The organism is Lysinibacillus sp. K60 (assembly GCF_019731275.1).
Lineage (GTDB): Bacteria > Bacillota > Bacilli > Bacillales_A > Planococcaceae > Lysinibacillus > Lysinibacillus capsici.
Genome location: NZ_JAASJR010000012.1, coordinates 44003 through 67701, shown reverse-complemented (window position 1 = coordinate 67701; position 23699 = coordinate 44003). Strand labels below are relative to the sequence as shown.

The 23699-nt window shown below is 39.0% G+C and carries 18 protein-coding genes and 1 other annotated feature; of the genes, 14 read left to right on the top strand and 4 right to left on the bottom strand.

Annotated features, from left to right (window positions below; all coding sequences use genetic code 11):
• Positions 1-53: 53 nt before the first annotated feature.
• Positions 54-2759: an aconitate hydratase AcnA gene (gene acnA / locus HCH28_RS20750; RefSeq protein WP_004227840.1), complete on the top strand. Its 2706-nt coding sequence runs from the start codon at positions 54-56 to the stop codon at positions 2757-2759.
• 216 nt (positions 2760-2975) lie between these two features.
• Complete coding sequence (locus tag HCH28_RS20745) at positions 2976-4466, top strand: S-layer homology domain-containing protein (RefSeq protein ID WP_221682898.1); 1491 nt, start codon at positions 2976-2978, stop codon at positions 4464-4466.
• A gap of 54 nt (positions 4467-4520) precedes the next feature.
• On the opposite strand, the gene HCH28_RS20740 is transcribed toward HCH28_RS20745, so the two are convergent.
• Entirely contained in the window at positions 4521-5105 is a 585-nt protein-coding gene (locus HCH28_RS20740; RefSeq protein WP_221682897.1) for a DJ-1/PfpI family protein, read from the bottom strand.
• A 141-nt stretch (positions 5106-5246) separates the two neighbouring features.
• Here HCH28_RS20740 and HCH28_RS20735 point away from each other — a divergent pair, with 141 nt between their 5' ends.
• The 6 genes from HCH28_RS20735 (at position 5247) to ileS (ending at position 12288) form a co-directional block, all read left to right on the top strand.
• Positions 5247-5690, top strand: coding sequence for an Lrp/AsnC family transcriptional regulator (locus tag HCH28_RS20735; protein ID WP_221682896.1), 444 nt, complete (start codon positions 5247-5249; stop codon positions 5688-5690).
• Between the two features lie 63 nt (positions 5691-5753).
• The gene (locus HCH28_RS20730; RefSeq protein ID WP_221682895.1) at positions 5754-6269 is read left to right on the top strand and encodes a sigma-70 family RNA polymerase sigma factor; all 516 of its coding nucleotides are present in this window, start codon (positions 5754-5756) and stop codon (positions 6267-6269) included.
• Positions 6262-7230 (top strand): DUF3221 domain-containing protein, encoded by a 969-nt coding sequence (locus tag HCH28_RS20725; RefSeq protein WP_221682894.1) that lies wholly within the window; start codon positions 6262-6264, stop codon positions 7228-7230. The genes HCH28_RS20730 and HCH28_RS20725 overlap by 8 nt, the downstream gene beginning before the upstream one ends.
• A 102-nt stretch (positions 7231-7332) precedes the next feature.
• Positions 7333-7974, top strand: a complete 642-nt coding sequence (locus tag HCH28_RS20720; protein WP_221682893.1) for a hypothetical protein — start codon at positions 7333-7335, stop codon at positions 7972-7974.
• Positions 7975-7993: 19 nt separating this feature from the next.
• A complete protein-coding gene (locus HCH28_RS20715; RefSeq protein WP_221682892.1) occupies positions 7994-8836 on the top strand; it encodes a DUF2785 domain-containing protein in 843 nt (280 codons plus the stop codon).
• A 59-nt stretch (positions 8837-8895) separates the two neighbouring features.
• Positions 8896-9134: a binding site (T-box leader), on the top strand.
• A gap of 61 nt (positions 9135-9195) precedes the next feature.
• Entirely contained in the window at positions 9196-12288 is a 3093-nt protein-coding gene (ileS, locus tag HCH28_RS20710; protein WP_221682891.1) for an isoleucine--tRNA ligase, read from the top strand.
• Positions 12289-12330: 42 nt separating this feature from the next.
• On the opposite strand, the gene HCH28_RS20705 is transcribed toward ileS, so the two are convergent.
• Positions 12331-12933: a LysE/ArgO family amino acid transporter gene (locus tag HCH28_RS20705; protein ID WP_221682890.1), complete on the bottom strand. Its 603-nt coding sequence runs from the start codon at positions 12931-12933 to the stop codon at positions 12331-12333.
• A 110-nt stretch (positions 12934-13043) separates the two neighbouring features.
• Here HCH28_RS20705 and HCH28_RS20700 point away from each other — a divergent pair, with 110 nt between their 5' ends.
• The gene (locus HCH28_RS20700) at positions 13044-14498 is read left to right on the top strand and encodes an aminotransferase-like domain-containing protein (protein ID WP_221682889.1); all 1455 of its coding nucleotides are present in this window, start codon (positions 13044-13046) and stop codon (positions 14496-14498) included.
• A 324-nt stretch (positions 14499-14822) separates the two neighbouring features.
• Positions 14823-16007: an oxalate decarboxylase family bicupin gene (locus HCH28_RS20695; RefSeq protein WP_221682888.1), complete on the top strand. Its 1185-nt coding sequence runs from the start codon at positions 14823-14825 to the stop codon at positions 16005-16007.
• A gap of 36 nt (positions 16008-16043) precedes the next feature.
• On the opposite strand, the gene HCH28_RS20690 is transcribed toward HCH28_RS20695, so the two are convergent.
• Positions 16044-17195 (bottom strand): MFS transporter, encoded by a 1152-nt coding sequence (locus tag HCH28_RS20690; RefSeq protein WP_221682887.1) that lies wholly within the window; start codon positions 17193-17195, stop codon positions 16044-16046.
• Between the two features lie 97 nt (positions 17196-17292).
• Here HCH28_RS20690 and yeiL point away from each other — a divergent pair, with 97 nt between their 5' ends.
• The 3 genes from yeiL to HCH28_RS20675 all read left to right on the top strand — a co-directional run bounded on the left by yeiL (position 17293) and on the right by HCH28_RS20675 (position 21826).
• Positions 17293-17955 (top strand): transcriptional regulator YeiL, encoded by a 663-nt coding sequence (gene yeiL / locus HCH28_RS20685; protein WP_221682886.1) that lies wholly within the window; start codon positions 17293-17295, stop codon positions 17953-17955.
• 386 nt (positions 17956-18341) lie between these two features.
• Entirely contained in the window at positions 18342-20093 is a 1752-nt protein-coding gene (locus HCH28_RS20680; RefSeq protein WP_221682885.1) for a methyl-accepting chemotaxis protein, read from the top strand.
• A gap of 38 nt (positions 20094-20131) precedes the next feature.
• Positions 20132-21826: a methyl-accepting chemotaxis protein gene (locus HCH28_RS20675; protein WP_221682884.1), complete on the top strand. Its 1695-nt coding sequence runs from the start codon at positions 20132-20134 to the stop codon at positions 21824-21826.
• Between the two features lie 22 nt (positions 21827-21848).
• On the opposite strand, the gene HCH28_RS20670 is transcribed toward HCH28_RS20675, so the two are convergent.
• Positions 21849-22160 carry a hypothetical protein gene (locus HCH28_RS20670; protein WP_004227864.1) on the bottom strand — a complete coding sequence of 104 codons (312 nt, stop codon included), beginning with the start codon at positions 22158-22160 and terminating at the stop codon, positions 21849-21851.
• Positions 22161-22444: 284 nt separating this feature from the next.
• Here HCH28_RS20670 and HCH28_RS20665 point away from each other — a divergent pair, with 284 nt between their 5' ends.
• Positions 22445-23425, top strand: a complete 981-nt coding sequence (locus HCH28_RS20665) for a diaminopimelate dehydrogenase (protein ID WP_009371727.1) — start codon at positions 22445-22447, stop codon at positions 23423-23425.
• Positions 23426-23699: the final 274 nt, after the last annotated feature.

Genomic DNA, 23699 nt, shown 5'->3' with positions numbered 1-23699 from the left:
GCTACACATTTTTAAAGCCTTTTCAAAAAGATATATATTAGGGGGATCCGCAAATGGCACAAGGTAATTTACACAACAGCCGTGCATCATTCGAAGTGAATGGTAAAACTTACAATTACTATGACTTAGCTGCGATTGAAAAAGCTGGCGTTGCAAAAGTTTCAAACCTTCCTTACTCAATCAAAGTATTATTAGAATCTGTTTTACGTCAATATGATGCGTATGTAATTAAAGAAGAACACGTAAACGAATTAGCAAAATGGGGTAACGGTGCTGACCCAGAGGCAGAAGTACCATTCAAACCTTCTCGTGTTGTATTACAAGACTTTACTGGTGTACCAGTAGTTGTTGACCTTGCATCTCTTCGTTCTGCAATGAAAGAAATGGGCGGCGACCCAAGCAAAATCAACCCTGCTATTCCAGTTGACCTTGTTATTGACCACTCAGTACAAGTTGACAAATATGGTAATGCATCTGCATTACAAGCGAACATGGACCTAGAATTTGAACGTAACGCTGAGCGTTATAACTTCTTAAAATGGGCTCAAACTGCTTACAATAACTTCCGTGCTGTACCACCAGCAACAGGTATCGTTCACCAAGTAAACTTAGAGTACTTAGCTCCAGTTGTACACGTAAACGAAAATGCTGATGGCACATTCGAAACATTCCCAGATTCAGTAGTAGGTACTGACTCTCATACAACAATGATCAACGGTATCGGCGTTCTTGGATGGGGTGTAGGTGGTATCGAAGCTGAAGCAGGTATGCTTGGTCAGCCTTCATACTTCCCAATTCCAGAAGTTATCGGTGTTAAATTAGTTGGCGATCTTCCAAACGGAACAACTGCTACTGACTTAGCATTAAAAGTAACACAAGTATTACGTCAACGTGGCGTAGTTGGTAAATTCGTTGAGTTCTTCGGACCTGGCGTATCTAAATTACCACTAGCTGACCGTGCGACAATCTCTAACATGGCTCCTGAATATGGTGCTACATGTGGTTACTTCGCAATCGACGAAGAATCATTAAACTACATGCGTTTAACTGGTCGTGACGAAGAGCACATTGCGGTTGTAGAAGCTTACTTAAAAGCGAACCACATGTTCTTCGATCCAACATTAGAGCCAGTTTACACAGATGTTTTAGAAGTAAACTTAGCTGAAATCGAACCAAACCTTTCTGGTCCAAAACGTCCACAAGACTTAATTCCACTATCTCAAATGCGTTCTCGTTACAAAGAAGCAGTAGTGGCACCACAAGGTACACAAGGTTTCGGTTTAACAGAAGATGAATTCGCAAAAACTTCTGTAGCGAAATTCGCTGAAGGCGATGTAGAAATTCCAACAGGTGCTGTTGCGATAGCTGCGATCACTTCTTGTACAAACACTTCTAACCCATACGTATTAATCGCTGCGGGCTTAGTGGCGAAAAAAGCTGTAGAAAAAGGTCTAACAGTGCCGAAATGGGTAAAAACTTCTTTAGCACCAGGTTCTAAAGTTGTAACTGGTTACCTTGAAGATTCAGGTTTACAATCATACCTTGACCAAATCGGTTTCAACACTGTAGGTTATGGTTGTACAACATGTATTGGTAACTCAGGTCCATTATTACCTGAAATCGAAGAAGCAATTAAAGCAAATGACTTATTCGTAACTTCAGTTCTTTCTGGTAACCGTAACTTTGAAGGTCGTGTACACCCACTTGTAAAAGCTAACTACTTAGCTTCTCCACCACTTGTTGTTGCTTATGCACTTGCTGGTACAGTGGATATCGATCTACAAAAAGATTCATTTGGTAAAGACAAAGATGGTAACGAAGTATTCTTCGCTGATATCTGGCCATCAACTGAAGAAGTTAATGCAGTATTAGGTACTGTTGTTAACCGTGAGTTATTCCAAAAAGAATACGAAACTGTATTCACAGCGAACGAAAAATGGAATGCAATTGAAACATCAACTGAGTCTCTTTACACATTTGATGACAAATCAACTTACATCCAAAACCCACCATTCTTCCAAGGTCTTGCAAAAGAGCCAGAAGCTATTAAAGGCTTAGACGGCTTACGCATTATGGCGAAGTTCGGTGACTCAATCACAACTGACCATATTTCTCCAGCTGGTGCAATCGGTAAAGAAACACCTGCAGGTAAATATTTAATTGAAAACGGTGTTGCAATCCGTGACTTCAACTCTTACGGTTCTCGTCGTGGTAACCACGAAGTAATGATGCGTGGTACATTTGCAAACATCCGTATCCGTAACCAAGTTGCTCCTGGTACAGAGGGTGGATTCACTACTTACTGGCCAACAGGCGAAGTAGAGTACATCTATGACGCATGTATGAAATACCAAGAACAAGGTACTGGCTTAGTCGTACTTGCTGGTAACGACTACGGTATGGGTTCTTCTCGTGACTGGGCTGCGAAAGGTACATTCCTACTTGGCGTGAAAACTGTTATCGCACAATCTTACGAGCGTATCCACCGTTCTAACCTAGTAATGATGGGTGTTCTTCCACTTCAATTTATGCCAGGTGAATCCGCTGATACATTAGGCTTGACTGGTAAAGAAGAAATCTCTGTTAACATTACTGACAACGTAAAACCACGTGAAATCTTAACAGTAACTGCTAAATCTGAAGACGGCACAGTTAAAACTTTCCAAGCTTTAGCTCGTTTCGACTCAGAAGTAGAAGTAGACTACTACCGTCATGGTGGTATCCTACAAATGGTTCTACGCGCAAAAGCTGCTGAGTAATCATCATCATAAAAACCGATCTCTTAGGAGGTCGGTTTTTTTATTTATTAAGAGAGTGTTGGATAGAAGTGGCCAAAATATGTATAAATAGCACCAAATGACGGATTTAATGGATAATTATAATTTAATTTCCAATGAACCTAGCATTTTTCCAATTCTTTCGGTAAAATTAATAGGTAAGGATAAAATTTTTACATAAACGGGGGACGATTGATTATGACAAAGAAAAAACATAAGTTTTATACAGCGGCAACAGCTGCAATGGCGGTTACTGCTGTTGCTGTAGTACCTGTATCGGCGGCTAGTCCATTTTCAGATGTGAGCGAAGATTATGCACATTTTAATAGTATTTCCACATTGCATGCAGCAGACATCATTAATGGCTTTCCAGATGGTACATTTAAGCCCTCAAAGGATGTAACACGCGGACAGGCAGCGAAGATGATAGCAAGTGCATTTCATCTAACTACAACGGATACGGCTGTCGAGAATCCGAATTTTAAGGATGTCGACTCATCTAGCCCATACTATAAAGCGATTGTTACATTAGTTAATCTTGGCGTTGTACAAGGCTATGAGGATGATACATTCCGTCCAGATGACACAATTACTCGTGGTCAAATGGCGGTAATGGTAGCAGAGGCTGCAGGTTTAACAGCAGAAGGTAAAAGTCCATTCACAGATGTACAGCAAGATAGTCCATTTGCAGATGCAGTAACAGCCCTGTATGAGGCAGGCGTTGCGAAGGGTGTTACTGCCACAGAATTTGGTGTAGATAAAAATGTTACACGTGGTCAATTAGCAACATTTATTGTGAACGCATTAGGCTTAGCTGAGGATACACAGCCTACAACGGAAGTAAAAGAGGAAGAGCCTAAAGAGGAGCAAGTAACAGAAGAACAGCCTACTACAACACAGGATAGTGCTTTGTTAGAGGAAGTATTTACGAAAACATTAGCCAAGCAAAAAGAGCTAAAAAGCATGAAGGCTACCATGACGATCTCTCAGACAGTAGAGGCAAACGATGGTAAGGAAACCATGAAAATGGATTCTAAAGGCAACATGAAGATGGAAATTGTTACAGAGCCAATGCAATTCTTTGCTGATGGTTCAATGGCTTTAACAGATCCAACAAGCGGTGAAGCGATTAATTTGCCGATTAAAATGTATATGACGGCTAAAGATGGTATGTATATGTATGAGGCAGAACAAAAGGCCTGGGTAAAGTTCCCGAAACAATTATTTGAAGATGTACTGAGCCAAACAGGAATGCAGCCAGATGCAACTGAACAATTGGAAATGCTACAAGCATTTGCTGAAGATTTCACATTAGTAGAATCAGCAAACCGTTATGAGTTAACATTAAAAGGTTCTGGCGATAAATTCACAGAGCTAGTGAAGCAGCAGCTTGGCGCAATGGATTTAGGAATGGAAGCCGATCTAGAGGCACAATTAGGCAATATTTCCTTTGATGGTCTCACATATAAATTATTGATTAATAAAGAAACATTCGATGTAGAAGAAATTGCTATGGATATGACATTAAAGATGCAAGTAGAAGGCAATTCGATCAAAACAAGACAGCAAACAACGATTAAATATCATGATTTCAATGCGGTAACTACAATTACGATTCCAAAAGATGTGCTAGACAATGCAAAGGAAATGGATTTAAGTGCATCAGAACCAGCACCAGTAAGTAAATAATACAAAAAGTAGGTTTATGCCAAGTATATTGGTGTAAGCCTACTTTTTTATGCTTTAGTGGAAGCCCATTAATTCTTTTACTTTCGCTGTGTTTGGAGCAGATGTTAGAGTTTCTAGTAAGCGAAAGGCAACATCAAAGGCTGTTCCTGGATTGGAGGAGGTGATGATATGATCAGTTTGCACAATACGCTCGTTGACAATTGCTGCGCCATAGCCCTTTAGCTGTGTTAAACGTTTACTTGTTGGATGATTATAGGTTGTTGCTTGACGATGCAGAAGAATCCCACTGTGGCCTAAAATAAGAGAAGCTACACAGATTGTTGCAATCGGTTTTTTCTGTTCATCAAAGTGACGAACGACTGCCTGGAATTCCTCGCTAAACGCATCCTCATAAAAACCGGCTTCCTCAAAGCCTCCAGGAATCGCTAATGCATCAAAATCCTCTAATACAATTTCATGGAGCAATTTTTCAGGAGTGACTTTAAAATTCCAGGTGCATTGCAGCTGTTCATGCAGGCCGACCGTAACCACATCTGTTGTACCATCTCCTTCCCACTTATTCCAGCCGAGCACATCAGTAAAGACGCTTGCCTCCACCGCTTCAAAGCCATTTGCTAATAGTAACAATATTTTTTTCATGTTTGATTTGCCTCCTTTATTGATATTATTGTAAACAAAAGGGAGAAAAGATTACATACCTTGTATAATGGATTTTAGGTAAAAAACTTTATTTGAAAAGGTATTATGTTATAAATAATTTATTTAGAAAGGTGATGGACCATGGATCATATTGATACACAAATATTACAGCAGTTACAGCAAAATGCCAAAATCTCTATGAAGGAATTAGCCACTACCGTTCATTTATCCTCTCCTGCCGTTATTGAAAGAATCAGAAAGCTAGAGGAGCAGGGTGTGATTGAGGGCTATCATGCAAAGGTAAATCTGAAAAAGATGGAGCGTACGATTGAAGCCATTATTTTATTTAAGTCCATTGATTGTAAAAGTCTTTCTTCATTTTGTAATGCTCATCCTGATGTTTTGGCATGTTATCGAGTGGCTGGGGAAATTAGCTATATTGTTAAATTAGCGACCTATTCAGTAGAAACATTAGAACAATTTATTGATGCGGCTATGCCCTATGGCACACCTTCTACTAATATCGTGCTATCTTCAACGGAAAAACAAGTGATTACACCATTTGCTGACAATGATTTGGGGTAATTGACAAAAAAGCAAACCTCGAAGCCGCGAGCTCCGTTTATAGGGTAGAGAGGAGGAAGAATGTTGCTAATTCATGAACTGGAAAGAATAATGGAACAGCATACAGAGAGGCTTATTCGTCTTGCCTTTTACTATGTGAGAGATTTACAAAGTGCCGAAGATATCGTACAGGATGTCTTTATTAAATTCTATGATAAACAGCAAAACTATGAGGAACGTGGGGAGCTAAAGGCGTATTTATCGAAATTAGTTAGTAATCGAAGTAAAGATTATTTACGCAGCTGGACCTATCGGAAAATTCAAGTGCAACAGAAGATTTTTCCGCAGCAAACCGTTATGAGAAGAGATATGCTTGTACAGCAAGATGAACGTACTTTGATTGAAAATGCGATTCTAGCTCTCCCTTTCAAACAGCGAGAGGTCATTATACATTTTTATTTTGAAGAAATGCCTGTGGTAGACATTGCAGAGCTGTTAACGATTCCTGAAAGCACCGTTAAAACAAGGCTACGTCGTGGGCGAGAGTTATTGAAGCTACAATTACAGCATGTTGAATGGGAGGTGCTCCTGCATGAGTAAAATGGATGCTCGCGTAGTAAGGGATTTATCAGAAAGTAAAAAGCGTGTGATGACAAATGTGGTTCAGCATTTACAGCAACGCCATGAAAAAAAATCGGCAAAACGCTGGCCATATGGTGTTTTGGCTATGATTTTAAGTGTCTGCATAGGGCTGTTTATATATCAGCAATATAATGAACAACAACAGCAAGCTTCTACTATTCCACCCGTATTAGATGAGCGGATTTTAGAGCTATATTTACAACTTGATTCTTTTATGAACGGAAAGAATCGTTTATATAAGGCAAGCTTTGATAATTTTTTATATTTTGAATCGACCTTTGCTTATGCGCAATCGAAAAAATTAGTACCTACACAAGAGCAAGTAGATAAGGCACTCGAACAGTTCATGCAAGAGTGGAGCTATGAGGATGATACTCGGCCAACTTATGATAAGCTTCTGCAAATGTTGCAAGTCACAAACGAAGGGTTTATAGAGAACTATGGCAAGCCAATTGCCTATAAAATGGCTACATTTGATTTATTATGGGAGGTAAGCCAAGCCGATTATAAGGATGTAAGTAATCCCATTCGTACATGGCTTGTTGAGCAAGCAGCCATGAATTATTTAGAACAACATTATCATAAAGACATTGCCTCCTTAAGAGAAAAATATAAAATCCCAGAAAAGGACAGCCAAATGAAGCTCATCAGAAGTGGAACGGTCTTAGCGATCAAGGAACATGAATTTTTAGTTGTCTCAGGCGTCTTGGCTAGCGAGGTTGGGCAAAAATCTGTAGATGAATTAGTGCAAAAACATAGTAATGGTACATGGTTCCCTCTAGTGGATGTTCCGCAAACACTTTCAGTTGGTGATCGAGTAGAAGTACAGTATAGACAGTCGATTGGGAACGATGACACTCAGCCATTCCTTGATTATAAGGATATCGTAGAGATGAAAATAGTAAAGGAATTTCACTAACAAGAAGCTAGACATTCAATGATTTTAGAATGTCTAGCCTTTTCTTTAGATTTGGATTCATATACAATAGTTGTAATATTTTTCTAAAATAGAGGTGTTGATTTGGTATTTGCTATATTAGATAATGCGACAGCGTTTTTCCTAAGCTTACCTCTTCTACTGATTTATTTAAAAAGTATGTCACAGGAAGAATCCTTTTGGCGTTGGTCAATGCCCTTATGGCTGTTGAATTACTTTTGCATTCGATATTTTGTCTCGGATGGAGAAATTTTTTGGGTTGTCCTCTTTTGGCAGCTACTATTTTTATGGCCAATTAGTCTAGCAATCTATATCTATTTATACAACAAGGAAAAGAAGTGGGCATTTTATATAGGCTTAAAGAAAAAGCATGTTGTGATTGTGGCAACATTGATGCTGCTATTTGGGAGCTCACTCGTTTATTCACTTTATCAGGCAAATCAGCAGGTGATTGCGTTCCATCAGCAAGTAATGCAGGAGCTTGAGGATAGTTCAAATCGACAGCTTTATTTGATGCACAATACAATGAAGCCTACGACGCTTCTTGAAGTAGCGGATGATATAGCTGATGTGCGAAAGGGGCAGGCGAATGCATTTACCTTTCCTTGGCGCAGTAAGGTGATTGTACACCAAGATAATTGGCAAAAGGAATTTACATATGTCCGTTTTAATGAGAGCTGGAAGTTAGATGGGATATACCGAGAGAGTGAGTATCAAAATAAATAAGCAAAGGGGAGTCAAAGAGTTGATACAAGATGTACTGAAGGAAGAAGAATTAAAGGATCGATTAAAGGCATTGAAAAAGGGGCAAGCAATAATGGAGCTAGAAAATCAAGAGCAGCTTGTGCATTCCATGTTAGCACATATCGGTTCTATTGATAGTGAGCTACGAGATACTTATATTTATGGCAGCTTTTATGAATGGATTTTAGAAAAAAACTTGCTAGACCATCGTTGCTTAACGGAGTTATGGGATTATAGCTTAAACCATTTAATAGTTAAGGGGATTGGAGAAAAGGAATCAGATTGGGTCTTTACTCGCTCCTTTACATCATTATTAGTAGCGCTTATTTTAGCAAGAGATCTACAGGATAATTTTTTGCCCAAGGCTAGCATAGAGGACTGTCAAACAAAGTTACTAAGCTATGTATCATCTGAAAAGGATGTAAGAGGCTATGTGCCTGGCAAGGGATGGGCACATAGCGTGGCGCATGTTTCAGATGCTATCGATGAACTAGTGAAAAATCCAAAATCATTGAAAACAGCCTATCCGGATATGTTACATGCATTATGGTCCATCTATTTACAACCGGATTACATTTTTATCCATGATGAGGATGACCGACTATTAGTGCCTATATTCGCGATGTTGGAGCAGGGGCTGGAACAAAATGAAGTCATCCATATAGTGCAGCAAATGCCATTAACCTTAGCCTCAATGAAGGAACATCTGAGTGAAGAACAATACAGAATAGTGCTATTCAATAGTAAAACATTGCTGAAGAGCTTTTTGATTCAAACCATTCAACAGCCACAATATGCTGATCTCCATCAAAGTATTGCCACTTGTCTCAACGAAATTTTTTAAGATTGTCCATTGTTGACAGACAATTGGTAATTTGCTAAGATGAAGGACAATAAAAGCATACAAATTCGTTGATGAGAAAGAGTAGTGTTTCACTTTGTTCTACAGAGAGCCGACATTTGGTGGAAGTCGGTGTGCAGGTGTTACATGAAAATCCTCTCTGAGAAGATTAGCTGAATGGAGTAAGCTAATCCGGGTGTCTACCGTTAAAAAGAACACGTATGATTGTACGTTGCTGAGTGCTATTGGCCATCGTGTCAATAGAATTAGGGTGGTATTCGCGGTTAACCCCGTCCCTTTTCCTTGGGACGGGGTTTTTTGTATGCCTTTTATACAAATTCGCTTGTATAGGAGGAACTAATATGCAGAAAGAACAAAAGAAAGAAACAACGGTTGAACGAGAAACAAGGATTCGTACATTATGGGCGCAAGAAGGGACCTTTGCCAAATCCGTAAGTAATCGCGCTGGACAGCAGCCCTTTGTATTTTATGAGGGACCCCCAACAGCAAATGGTTTACCACATGTCGGCCATGCCTTTGGTAGAACCATAAAAGATGTGGTGGCACGTTACAAAACAATGCAGGGCTATTTAGTTGAACGAAAAGCAGGTTGGGATACACATGGGTTGCCTGTGGAATTAGGGGTAGAAAAGGCATTAGGGATCTCAGGAAAGCAGGAGATTGAGAACTACGGGGTGGAGCAATTTATTCAAGCATGTAAGAAGAGCGTTTTTACCTATGAGCAAAAATGGCGTACCTTTACAGAGCAGCTTGGCTACTGGCTTGACATGGATGAACCTTACCTAACTTTAAGTAATGACTATATTGAAACTGTATGGCATATTTTAAGCCACGTTCACAAGGAAAAACTGTTATACAAAGGACATCGCGTCTCACCTTATTGCCCTAGCTGCCAAACTTCCTTAAGCTCTCATGAGGTGGCACAGGGCTATAAGGATGTCAAGGATTTATCCGTCACTGCAATGTTTAAGCTAGAGGATCGAGACGAATATATCTTAGGCTGGACAACGACGCCTTGGACATTACCAGCCAATGTAGCCTTGGCTATGAATCCTGCTCTTCGATATGTCCGTGTTAGGCATGCAAACAGCATCTATATACTAGCCAAATCGTTGGTATCAAAGGTTTTTTCAGAGCCTGTAGAAATATTAAGTGAGCATGACGGACAGGAGTTTGCAGGTGTTTCCTATCGATCGCCATTTTCCTATGTAACCGTCCATAAAGGACATATCGTTGTCATGGCAGATTATGTGACAGAGCATAGTGGAACAGGAATTGTACACATAGCACCTGCTTATGGAGAGGACGATTATAAAACGGTGCAGGAACATGGCTTGTCCTTTGTCAATGTAGTTGATCATAAAGGTTGTTATACAGAAGCGGTACCTGAGCTTGTTGGACGTTTTGTGAAGGACTGTGATGTCGACATCATTAAAATGCTTGCAGCAAAAGAGCTTTTATTTGCTAAAGAAAAATATGAGCATAGCTATCCACATTGCTGGCGCTGTGATTCACCATTATTGTACTATGCAACAGATAGCTGGTTTATCAAAATGTCGGCATTAAAAGAGCAGCTTTTACAAAATAATCAGCAGGTGACATGGTATCCTAGCCATATTAAGGATGGACGATTTGGCAACTTCCTAGAAAACTTAGTGGATTGGAATATCAGTCGTAATCGTTATTGGGGGACACCACTCAATGTGTGGATCTGTCAGGATTGCAATCATGAGGAGGCACCTAAAAGTGTTGCAGCACTACAACAATTAGCCAAAGGAGCTGTCAATGAACAATTAGAGCTCCATAAGCCATTTATAGATGACATTGTCTGTACCTGTCCTGTTTGCCAAGGCGACATGAAACGTACGCCTGAAGTTATCGATGTTTGGTTTGACAGTGGTTCGATGCCATTTGCCCAACAGCATTATCCATTTGAAGATGTAGCGAACTTTCATCATCAGTTTCCAGCAGATGTGGTCATTGAGGGAATCGACCAAACGCGAGGATTTTTCTATAGCTTATTAGCAGTATCGACCTTGTTTACAGGAAAACCACCTTATAAAAATGTGCTATCGTTAGGGCATGTACTCGATGAGCATGGACAGAAGATGTCCAAAAGTAAAGGCAATGCATTAGAGCCTGTTGAGTTAATCGAGGAGTATGGAGCAGATGCTCTACGTTGGGCATTTTTAGTTGATAGCTCCCCATGGAATCCAAAGCGTTTTTCAAAGAAAGTTGTCTTAGATGCGAAATCTAAGCTGGTAGATACACTCGACAATACGTTTAGATTTTATGATATGTATGCCCAGATCGATGGTTTTACGTATGATGCTACAAATACAGGTACACGTTCACAGCTAGATCATTGGATATTGTCCCGCTTACATCACACTATCCAGCTTGTCACAACCTCCATGGATGATTATCAATTTACACAGGCTACACGGGAAATTGGTCAATTGGTGGAGGAATTAAGCAACTGGTATATTCGTCGTTCGCGTGCTAGATTTTGGGCAAATGGAATGACAGCAGATAAACGAGGTGCATTTAGCACACTTTATGAGGCACTGACATCCATTTGTCAATTAATAGCACCGTTTACACCATTTATAGCAGAGGATATCTACCGTCAACTATGTGGAAAAAGTGTTCATCTTGAGAAATACCCACTATTCGACGATCAACTAGTGGATGTGAGGCTTGAACAAGAAATGGCAACAGTCTTAACAGTTGTGGAACTTGGACGTAGCATTCGCAATAGTCAGGGAATAAAGGTCAAGCAGCCTTTAAGTGAACTCATTGTTGCCCTAAAAGGTGAACTGTCGGATTACCAAGCCTATAGCGAACTCATTCAGGATGAGTTAAACATCAAAGCTTGTAGATGGACACATGATTTTTCTGCCTATGAAAGCGTGCATTATAAGTTAAACTTTAAATCAGCTGGCGCGGCATTTGGTCCAAAGGTTAATCAAGTAAAAGAGTATGTGTTGGCATTAACAGATGAAGAGAAACAAAGGCTACAACACCATGGAACAGTGGATCTCATGATGGACGGTCAACAGCTAACATTATTAAGAGAACATGTAATAGCTGAATCAATCGTCAAGGACCATTATATTTTAGCAGAGGATAGCACTTGCCGTGTCTTGATGAATGTTCAACTCACAGAGAGCTTACTACAAGAAGGACAAATACGAGAATTAATTCGTACAATACAAGATGCACGGAAAAAATGGCAGCTACCAGTGGCGCAATATGTATCGATTGCCTTTATTGGTAGTGCAGAGGTAATTTTTAATATTCAGCAGCACGAAGCGTTATTACAAGAAAATGTATTAGTTAAAGCTATTCATTATGGTGAGGAATGGCCTCATGCAAAATCCATTGAGACGGCATTGTTTAATGAAAAGCTTACTTTATTTGTTTCTCTATAAAAGAAAAGCTCAGGGTTACCTCCTGAGCTTTTTCTATGTACGTTAAAATAAGCCACTTGCGAGATAACATGCTGTTGCCCAAATAAAGACAGCGGAGCATTTATTAAATACTCGCATCAATTTTCCAGAGCCGTCTAGTTTTTTGAACGAGGCGCCAGTCAAAGTGAGACCGAAAAACCATAGCCAGGAAATGAACACACAAGCAATAGTGAACATCATTTGCTCGGCTCCACTATATTTTAATGCGCTTGTACCAATAACACCGATTGTATCTAAAATAGCATGTGGATTTAGAAGTGACACAGAGAGGGCAAAGAGAATTTGTTTTTTAATAGGCAATGCTTCGCTATTTTCAGTGTTGGCTGGATTTGAACGCCAAATGCTATAGCCCATGTAAAGTAAAAAAACGATACCAATACCCATTAACGTGATACGCAGCCACTCAAACTGTAGAACAATTAATGACAGACCGAATACCGCAAGTAGAATAAGCAGTGTATCACAGATCGCAGCTGTCACACTCGCTGGCAAAGCGCGTAATAAATTTGGTTGTGTAGCACCTTGTGAAAAAACAAAAACATTTTGTACGCCTAATGGCAAAATGAGTCCAAATGCTAAAATGATCCCATGAAGAAAAGCTTCCAACGATCATTCCTCCTTTCTTTACTTATTTTAGATATGGTATAACTAAAAGAAAACGACCAATTGGTTGGTTTTTTATCCACCCAATTCTATAGCATGGAAGGAGAGGGAACATGAGCTGGCAGCCGAATAGACGAAGTGATAATACATTACAGCAGCAGATTGTACAGTGGGTAACGGCCAATGTGGAACGAGGAGACTGGGCAGCAGGGACAAAACTACCTACCCAAAGACAGCTGGCCATGCAGTTCAATGTGAATCGTAGCACAGTTCAGCAGGCTTTAGAGGAATTAAAAGCAATGGGCATTCTTGAAGCAAAAGTAGGCTCTGGTGTTTATGTTACGTACAATTCCTGGCATGCATTAATCCAACAAACACAGCCGAATTGGCAAACTTATATCGAAACAAGCATCCACAAGCCAAACTACCACACCATCCAATTAATTAACGAATACGAACAGCGTGAGGATGTAATACGTTTAGGAACGGGAGAGCTAGCACCCAGTTTGTTGCCTACCGAGGAAATAGAAGCTTCACTGCGAGAGCTATCCTTTCAACCCAAAGCATTAGGCTACTCTTCGCCACAAGGCAATGATCAGCTCCGTAAAGCTATTTGTAAATATGTTCAAAAAAGAGGCATTCCCGCTGAGCCTCAAAACGTCTGTATTGTCTCAGGGGCTCTTCAGGCACTACAATTGATTGCTGTTGGCTTATTAGAGCAAGGGTCTATTGTGTTTCAGGAGCCAACCTCCTATTTAAATTCTGTTCACCCTTTTCAGTCGGTTGGCATGCAAATGATTAGCATTGATCGTGATGAACAGCTTGCTCAAACATTGGCGCAAAGGAAACGAAAGAAACAAGCCGTGTTTTATGCCATACCTACTTTACATAATCCAACAGGTCATGTATGGACAACACGAGAAAAAGAACAGCTATATGAAGCCTGTCAGACATCACGCATTCCGATTGTAGAAGATGATGTTTATCATGAATTGCTTTTTGAAGAGGCATCACAGCCGCTTAAGGCCATGGATAATAGCGGACAAGTTCTTTATATTGGCAGCGTCTCTAAAACCTTAAGCCCAGGGCTACGCATTGGTTGGCTCATCGGTCCAACCACTGTCATTGAGCGGTTAGCTGATATAAAAATGCAAACAGACTATGGCTCAAGTGCCATTTCTCAAGAAATTGTCCTACATTGGCTGCAATCAGGAAAATATGAAAAGCATCTCGCAGGATTACGTCAACAATTACAGGAGCGAGCCGATTTTACGGAACAGCTTTTAAAGGAGACATTTACAGATGTGGCGAATTGGAGCAAACCAAGAGGAGGCTTTTATATTTGGCTCAAGTTTCATGAGCCGCTTGTAGATAAAGACTTCTTTATGAAACTGTTGCAGCAACAAGTATTAATCAATCCAGGCTATATCTACGATCCACAAGATCATCATCATATTCGTCTATCCTACGCCTATGCAACCTACGAAGAATTACAGGAAGGCTTACAAATCCTACATGAATGTGCGGTGGAGGCTATTGGACGAATAGTAAGTAAGGGCTTGTCCTGAAGTTAGGGAAACGAGAGGAGGTTGCTCTAAATAGGTTGAGAAGTGATCAAAGAAGTGAGAAACCCGCTCTAAAGTGGTTGAGAAGTGATCAAACAAGTAAGGAACCCGCTCCAAAGTAGATGAGAAGTGATCAAACAACTGAAGAACCCGCTCCAAAACCAGTGAAAAGTGATCATATAGCAAGCTCCTCTCTCAATTAAATATCCAGGCTTAGCCACCCAACCCACTGATAGAAAAGAAAGTGAATAATCCAAGCCGTGTATCCATACATTTTAGAAGAATAGAAGTATTTTATTTTGATTACGAACATAAAGAGGTGAACGATTGGAAAATTTGCCACCGGGTTATTTTCAGGTGCCTCAGCCTATTCGAGGTGATGGGGCTGGAGGGGTGGATAAGGGGCCACGGGATATTATGAGGGACTTAGAAAATCCTGATATGCTGGTGCCACCAACGACTGATGCGGGTTTGATTCCAAATTTACGATTCTCGTTTTCAGACACGCATATGACCTTAAATCAAGGTGGGTGGTCACGGGAAATTACGGTTCGTGAATTACCGATTGCTACGACTTTGGCGGGTGTGAATATGAGTTTGGCACCAGGGGGCGTACGTGAGCTGCACTGGCATCAACAGGCGGAGTGGTCTTATATGCTGCTTGGTCATGCTCGCATTACGGCTGTCGATCAAAATGGTTGTAACTTTATAGCGGATGTGGGACCTGGTGATTTATGGTATTTTCCGCCTGGCATTCCTCATTCCATTCAAGGACTTGAGGACGGCTGTGAATTTTTATTAGTATTTGATGATGGGCATTTCTCTGATCTGAATACACTGTCAATTTCGGATTGGTTTGCTCATACGCCAAAAGAAGTGTTATCAGCTAATTTTGGGGTTCCTATCCATGCTTTCGATCACATCCCGAGTGAACAAGTATATATTTATCAGGATCGGGTTCCGGGGCCAATCGATTCTCAGAAAGTGCCATCTCCTTATGGGGAGGTTCCGCAAACCTTTAAACATCGTCTGTTGGCACAGCCTCCATTAAAAACACCTGGAGGCAGTGTGCGCATTGTCGATTCGACTAATTTCCCAATCTCTAAAAATATCGCGGCTGCACTGGTGGAAATTGAGCCAGGGGCGATGCGAGAGTTGCATTGGCATCCAAACAACGATGAATGGCAATATTATCTGCAAGGAAAAGGCCGTATGACAGTTTTCACAGGAAATGGAACGGCTCGAACATTTGATTATCGGGCAGGAGATGTTGGCTATGTCCCATTTGCGACGGGGCATTATATTGAAAATACTGGGACAGAGCCATTATGGTTTTTAGAAATGTTTAAAAGTGATCGATTCCAGGATGTATCCTTAAATCAATGGATGGCGTTAACTCCTAAAGAATTGGTGCAAAGTAATTTGCAGGTTGGTCCTGAGTTGCTTGAGGTTCTCAGAAAAGAAAAATGGCCTGTAGTAAAATATCCTGGTTTTTCCTATTATCCGAAATAATCAAAGCAGGTGAGGAAGTTCTCACCTGCTTTTAGTTTAATATTGATATTTTTTGCGTGTCAGGAGCAAAATAGCGATGGCTGGTATTGTACAAATGAGCATGGCTGCGAAGGACAGACCTGGCGATATTTCGTATAAATAGCCACCTAAAAATGTAAGGATGGCGGTACTTAAGCCCATAGCTAATGCAGAGTATAAACCCTGTGCATTGGGTATTTGTTCCTTAGGTAGCGCTTTTGTTAAGTAGCGAATAAAGGCAAAATGGGCTAATGCAAAGGATAATGCGTGCAAGGTTTGTGAAGCGATAAATACCCAGACATTTGGGAACATAAAGATTAGTAACCAACGTAGGGAAGAGCCGCTCGCTGCTAAGAGTAATAAGGACGATGAGCGCCATTTCGTCAATAACGTATCAGCCTTCATAAAGTAAAGAATTTCACAAATAACAGCGATATTAATAATCATACCCATATAGAATGGATCAACCTGTAAATCTTCTAAATAAATATAACCGTAGCTATAATAGGAGGCATGTGCACCCTGTAGCAAGATGACGATGAATAAAACAATGGGGAAGCCTTTGATAGTCCATAGTGTTTTCATCGACAATGATTTTGCACGCTGTTCTTTTGTTGGGACTACCAGTAATTCCTTTGGTGTTGCAAATTGCTGCATAAGTAACATGCCCATCAACCCTATAATCATGCTCCAAAAGATGATGTTCTTTCCAAAAACGCCTGTCAGCATACTAATAATTAACACAGCGATGACAAAGCCAAATGAACCATAGGAACGGCTTTTACCATAATGAATATTGCCATACTGGACAAGCGTAGCTGCACTGCTTTCCACAGCAGGTAATAGCGCTGGGTAAAAAACACTAAATAAAATGGTCACGATTAATAATGCTGTAAAGCCTGTGCTTGGAATATAGAGCAAGGCAGTTAGCAACGAGCCTATTGCTAAAATAGTAATGAGTCGTTTATTGTGTACATATTTTGCAAGTGTTGGGAAGAAGAAAAGATTGGATGTGGCACGAGCTAGGAGCCCACAGCCCATCACTACACTTGCCTGCGAGACGGTTAGATGTTTCGCATCCACCAGCCAACCTGTCCAGTAGGGTAAGAAAATGCCCCAAGTGATAAAAAATGTAAAGAAATTCTGAGAAAGCCATCGTTGATTGTTCATATAATTTCCGTACCTCCATTAACTATGTTGAATAATAGCATGTTCATCGCTACAATAATGTGAGATATCTCATATTTTTTATAGGAGAGAGTAAAAAATGCATATTTTAACAGCTGAAGCCCGTACCCATTATCTTGAAAAATATCCAATCGATGATTTTTTCTCATTTGATATCAATCCCTATTTAGAAGTCCGCCAGTTTGACAAGGGTGAGTGGATCTTCCAGGAAGGCTCATTTCCAGACACCGTGTATTACATGATAGAAGGAAAGGCGAAGCTCTATATGACACATAAAAATGGGAAGGTTTCACTTATTGAATACCTAGAAGCCCCTCTATTTATGGGGGAAATTGAATTGTTAAATGAGGCTAGGTATACAAAGGGGATACAAACCGTCACCAAAACAATTTGCTATTCGATTACACAGTCATGTAAGGAGAAGTTACTTGCGGATGCCTTATTTTTACGTAGACTTTGTGTATTTTTAGGTGAAAAAGCGACAAAAATGACATCTAAATATACACAAAATCAGGCATATCCATTGGAAAATCGCTTAGCAGCCTTTATCCAATTATCTGCCGACCAAGGTGTCTACAGGGAAAAACATACGGAAATCTGTGAGTATTTAGGAGTTTCTTATCGCCATTTATTATATGTTTTGGCACAGTTTTGTGAAGAGAAGATATTAGAAAAGCGGAAGACTGGCTACCAAATTATTGATAAAAAACGTCTCGCGCAGCTTGCACAGGAAATACTATAAAAACAACCAATCCATAAAGGAGGGTCTCAAAAATTATTTGAGATCCTCCTTTTTTTCTTTGAAGAGCAGAGCGTAATTGCCTAATTAAAAATAATTATTCTAGACAAACTAAGTATTCTTTCACTGTACAGAATTGAACTGTGATAAAACTCCTGTATTTTTCAAAAAGTAGAATAGTAAAAATTAATAGGACTTTTATAATGGTTCTTTAGAATTTAATTTGAACTAAAATCTTACATTTTATAGATTGTTTTTCTTAGTACCTGTGTTTATACTATTTTTAGTTATGACAGCTAAGAAAACACATGAGAAAAAATAAGAATAATAAAAAGGAGGGAGTTGCAACGCCTTTAGCCCATTTGCTAGAGCTATGCAGCGAGTGAAAAATGTTTTTTTCTAGGAAAGTAGCTGGAGATTATAATTATTTTTCTGCAATAAACTATTCAGATATAGAATCCAATGAGCGATTTAAAGAAAAGTTAGATTTTTTAGCCTTTTCGAAAAATAGGAGAGAGCTAGTTCGTTATTTACGTACTATCTATGAAAATAATCGAAAGGAAATTTTAGACAACCTAACTGAACGTTTATATGACGTACAGGACTTTGCAAAAATAGCTCAGAAGTACCCGGAGTTAGGAGGAGAAAAGCAATTAATCGATGACTATTTTGAGAGCTTGTTTGAGGACGAATTAAATCTTCAATATGTTTTTAAAAGAAGAAAATTATCATCCATACTTTTAAGTGTGGGGATATTACCTAATCAAATTATTGCTATCTATATGTTAATCAATCAATTGATGATCCCGCTTATCGTAAAAGAATTAGCTCGAAATCCTAAAAATATGCTGGATGTTTTGCTTGCATTCGAAAGCCTATTGAATATAGATCAGCAAATTATCTTTGAAACCTATATAGAAAACCAGGCTAATTCTGTTGTGACAGGATTAGGGGAAATTATTAAATATAATACACAACTCGTTTCAATCAAAGAACTAATTGAGTTTCAGGAGGTGCAGCAAAAAGAAATTATTGCCGCCAATCAATCGATGCAGGTTTTAGAAAACAGCATTGAAGAAATTGCTGTTTCTGTAAGTGATATTTCCGCTCAGACTAAAACAGCATTGTTTGAATTAAATGAAGATCTCGCCTCTTTAAAACATGTTACGTCTATTTTGCAGGTAACGGATGAAAACCAAAAATCAATGCAAGTAAATATCGGTCTTTTAGTAAACCATGTAAACAATGTGGCGAAGTTAATGGAGTTAATTAAATCGATTGCTGATCAGACGAATCTTCTGGCACTCAATGCAACAATTGAGGCAGCAAGAGCAGGAGAGGCAGGAAAGGGCTTTACAGTAGTTGCTGAAGAAATACGTAAATTGGCTGATGATACAAAATCGTCCGTACTTTCTATTCATACGGACATCAATGAATTACTGCTCATAACAGCAGACATACAAGACGTTACACAGCAGTTCGCCAAAGACTTGCATAAAGGCGTAGTCGATACAGCGATGATTACAGAAACACTTACAAATTTAAACGATACCATTCAGCAGCAAGGTATTCGTTTTGGGGAGATTGCAGAAACAGCTAAAAGTCAAGCTGCATCGGCTAATTATATTGCTGAGTGCAATCAAAATATCACTGAAAGCATGGAGAAAAGTAAGGAAATTGTATTTCATATGGGCTCCTCCATTTACCAACTAAGCAATATGATTGATGATTACCGTACCAAAACGATTTCAAATAATTACATCATTAGTCAGGAAGATATTATCGAATTAGCGATTACAGATCATTTGCTCTGGAGTTGGAAAATTTATAATTTACTATTAGGATTTGAAAAAATGTCCGAAGAAGAAATAGCCTCCTATCAAAATTGTCGTCTCGGTAAATGGTATTACGGGTTAGGAAAAACATTGCTTGGAGATAAAGTTATTTTCAAAGAGCTCGAAGAACCCCATATGCTCATCCATGAGCTGGCAAAAAAAGCTGTACAGGCATTCAACCATGGCTACAAAGATCAAACGGAAGCTTATCTTCGTGAAATTACTTTGGTTTCTCATAAAGTAGTGGATAAGTTACAGCAATTAAAAGCTCTTTTAGTGAGTGAAAAACAGCAATATGAACGTTAAAAGGGTCTTAGGTTTTAAACATTTCTGGAGGAATAAAAATGGGCATAATTAAACTTAAATCAGTGCGTCAGAAAAATTTATTTGGTTTTTTGCTTGTCTTACTGCTAATGATTATTCTTTCTATTTTTACCATTGAATCGATGAAAAAAATTCATAGAGATACCGATCATATCATGCAAGAGCAGCTACCATTGCTTATGCTGGATCAATCAATGGCCTTTAACACAGCAGAAAAAATTGCATTAGCTAGAGGCTATATTTTGACAGGTGATAGTTCTTATAAGAATGAGTTTCAGAAATATGCTGAGCAAGCCAGTATTCTAGAAGAAGAGTTGCTACAACAAACGGAATCTCCAAAGACCGAGGAGCTTCTATTGTTAGGAAGAAAATGGAATGAAATGATTGTTGAAAATGTTTTTCCGCTTTTTGAGCAAGGAAAAATCGAACAAGCTGAAGCGATTTTAAATGGGGAGGCTCAAGACTACGCAAGAGAATTAATGAGTGGTTTTACAGCTATGGCTGACGAGCGTAAAAAGGAGGTATTACAACAAGGTATCCAAGTGATTGAAATAGGTAATAAAAATATTCAATTCAACTCAATTTTCACTATTCTGATAGTTCTAACAGGAATTATTATTGCCCTATTTGTAACAAATGGTATAGTGAAACCTATCAAATTGGTTATGAAACGTTTACAAAAAATTGCTGAAGGTGATTTAACTGATCCACCATTAAAAGTTAAATTTCAAGATGAAGTGGCAGAACTGATGAAGGCATCTAATTTTGTTAGTGAAAATAATAATCAGTTATTGCAGCAGGTAAAAGTATCTGCGAAGGAATTACATCAACAAATTGGCTATATTGCACAATCTGTAAAGGATGTATTTAATGGATCAGAGCAGATAACTGAAACGATGATAGAACTTGCCTCAGGCACCGAAGCACAAGCAAATTTAGCAAGTGAAATGGTTTCTAAAATGGAAGTATTTTCTAAAAATATTTGCGAAATGAATGAAAATGGTCAGCATATATTTCAGAGGTCACATGATATCTTAGATATGACTGGTCAGGGAAAAGAGTTAATGGATCAATCCTTGTTACAAATGTCCATCATCCATGAGGTATTTGAGGGGACAGTAACGAATGTCAACAATTTAGAAAAGCAGTCTCAAGAAATTAATCAGCTTGTCACTGTGATTCGAGAGATTTCTGACCAAACGAATTTATTAGCATTGAATGCTGCAATTGAAGCAGCTCGTGCAGGTGATGCGGGAAAAGGCTTTGCTGTCGTAGCAGAGGAAGTAAAGAAATTGGCAACTCAAGTTTCCTATTCTGTAGTTGAAATTACAGGCATTGTGGAGAAAATTCAACAGGAAACCAACACAGTGACAGAATTTCTGCAAAAGGGGTATGTAGAAGTCGCGAGGGGATCAGAGCAAATGAAAATGACTGGGCATACCTTTGAAAATATTAATGAAGCCGTTAAAATGGTGACGATTACTATCCAAGATACATCTGAAATAATTGAAATCGTCATGAGGGATAGTGAAAGTGTAAGTAAAATGATTGAGGAAATAGCTGCTGTCACAGAGGAGGCTGCAGCTAGTGTGGAGCAAACCGCTGCATCCGCAGAGCAATCCAGTATCTCGCTTCAAGTTGTTACGAGCAGTTCAGATCAGTTAACCCGAACAGCCGATCAACTAGAGGAATTAATCCAGTTTTATAAGTTATAAATTAAAAATGGGTTTGACTTCTTTAAATGAAGTCAAACCCATTTTTGTTGTATTCACTTTTTTTAATGAACCAGCGAGCGATATCCTTTCCACTATGGTAAAAGTCCACTTCATTTACCTTGTTTTTTTGGATGGAGAGGTCAGGGATGTTTTCTAAAACGTCAAAAGGTAAAACACCGATACATAAATGATTATTTGTTAGATAATCTCCTTGTTGCTTACTACCACTTTGTATCGATTCACTATGCTTGTTCATTGAGTTTTGTGTCATATGGAATGCAAGTAGTTCTCCTTGTGCCAATGCTGTGCTTGATGAGTAACCAGTACTTTTCATTCAACATGCCCCCTTTTGTCGTTACATTTATTGTACAAGACTAGATGGGAAAATAGCCGTTATTTACAAGGCTTTTACAATAACTTTAAGGTACATGGAAGATTTAGTAATTTGTAACCGTATTCATACCGTTATGGGATATAAACCATAGAAAACTGATATAAATTCTTTTTAAAAAACTCATACTCAAACTATTGTGAATTTTTCTAACACGAAGTATTATTGTAATTAGATTTAACGTGAAAGTTTTCACAAAGTCGCGAAATCGTTAGGAGGAATTTTTAATGAGTGCAATTCGAGTAGGTATTGTAGGATATGGAAATTTAGGACGTGGTGTGGAGTATGCCATTTCACAAAATCCAGATATGGAATTAGTAGCAGTGTTCACACGACGTGATCCTTCAACAGTAAACGTAGCAAGCAATGCGAGCGTATATTTAGTAGATGACGCTGAAAAATTCCAAAACGACATTGATGTTATGATTTTATGTGGTGGTTCTGCAACAGATTTACCAGAGCAAGGTCCACATTTTGCACAATGGTTTAATACAATTGATAGCTTCGATACACATGCGAAAATTCCTGAATTTTTCGATGCTGTAGATGCAGCGGCACAAAAATCTGGTAAAGTATCTGTTATCTCAGTTGGTTGGGATCCAGGTCTATTCTCTTTAAATCGTCTACTTGGAGAATCAGTATTACCAGTTGGTACAACATATACATTCTGGGGCGATGGCCTAAGTCAAGGACATTCAGATGCTGTTCGTCGTATTGAAGGCGTAAAAAATGCTGTTCAATACACATTACCGATTAAAGAAGCGGTAGAACGAGTTCGTAACGGTGAAAACCCTGAACTAACAACACGTGAAAAACATGCACGTGAATGTTGGGTTGTATTAGAAGAAGGTGCAGATGCAACAAAGGTTGAACAAGAAATTGTCACAATGCCTAACTATTTCGATGAATATGACACAACAGTGAACTTCATTTCTGAAGATGAATTTAAAGCAAATCATACTGGTATGCCACATGGTGGTTTTGTCATTCGCAGTGGTGACAGTGGTGCAAACGATAAACAAATTCTCGAATTCTCATTAAAACTGGACAGTAATCCAAACTTTACATCTAGCGTATTAGTGGCTTATGCACGTGCAGCACACCGTTTAAGTCAAGCGGGTGATAAAGGTGCGAAAACAGTATTTGATATCCCATTCAGCCTGCTTTCGCCAAAATCAGCTGCTGAATTACGTAAAGAATTACTATAATCATAGCTAATGATCCCGATTATCATATAGTTGATAATCGGGAATTTTTTTAAGCCTAATTTATTTGCTAAAGTTCGTTGCCAATAAAACGGTACGGTTGTATTATGATATTTCGTCCATCTTAGAAATTCATCTACATGTCGAATGCCAAATTCTAAGACTGCTTGATAAATAAAAATGGAGGCGTATTGTGTGGGAAGATGAAGTAATGCTTCCTTTATAGCAAGAATAGTTTTTCTAGTTGCCGCTGTTAAATTTTCTTTCATAAATGATA

Bases quoted from the DNA above. Each gene is read 5' to 3' on its own strand.
- acnA (WP_004227840.1), top strand. From the start codon at position 54: ATGGCACAAGGTAATTTACACAACAGCCGTGCATCATTCGAAGTGAAT.
- HCH28_RS20745 (WP_221682898.1), top strand. From the start codon at position 2,976: ATGACAAAGAAAAAACATAAGTTTTATACAGCGGCAACAGCTGCAATG.
- HCH28_RS20740 (WP_221682897.1), bottom strand. From the start codon at position 5,105: ATGAAAAAAATATTGTTACTATTAGCAAATGGCTTTGAAGCGGTGGAG.
- HCH28_RS20735 (WP_221682896.1), top strand. From the start codon at position 5,247: ATGGATCATATTGATACACAAATATTACAGCAGTTACAGCAAAATGCC.
- HCH28_RS20725 (WP_221682894.1), top strand. From the start codon at position 6,262: ATGAGTAAAATGGATGCTCGCGTAGTAAGGGATTTATCAGAAAGTAAA.
- ileS (WP_221682891.1), top strand. From the start codon at position 9,196: ATGCAGAAAGAACAAAAGAAAGAAACAACGGTTGAACGAGAAACAAGG.
- HCH28_RS20700 (WP_221682889.1), top strand. From the start codon at position 13,044: ATGAGCTGGCAGCCGAATAGACGAAGTGATAATACATTACAGCAGCAG.
- HCH28_RS20690 (WP_221682887.1), bottom strand. From the start codon at position 17,195: ATGAACAATCAACGATGGCTTTCTCAGAATTTCTTTACATTTTTTATC.
- yeiL (WP_221682886.1), top strand. From the start codon at position 17,293: ATGCATATTTTAACAGCTGAAGCCCGTACCCATTATCTTGAAAAATAT.
- HCH28_RS20680 (WP_221682885.1), top strand. From the start codon at position 18,342: ATGTTTTTTTCTAGGAAAGTAGCTGGAGATTATAATTATTTTTCTGCA.
- HCH28_RS20675 (WP_221682884.1), top strand. From the start codon at position 20,132: ATGGGCATAATTAAACTTAAATCAGTGCGTCAGAAAAATTTATTTGGT.
- HCH28_RS20670 (WP_004227864.1), bottom strand. From the start codon at position 22,160: ATGAAAAGTACTGGTTACTCATCAAGCACAGCATTGGCACAAGGAGAA.
- HCH28_RS20665 (WP_009371727.1), top strand. From the start codon at position 22,445: ATGAGTGCAATTCGAGTAGGTATTGTAGGATATGGAAATTTAGGACGT.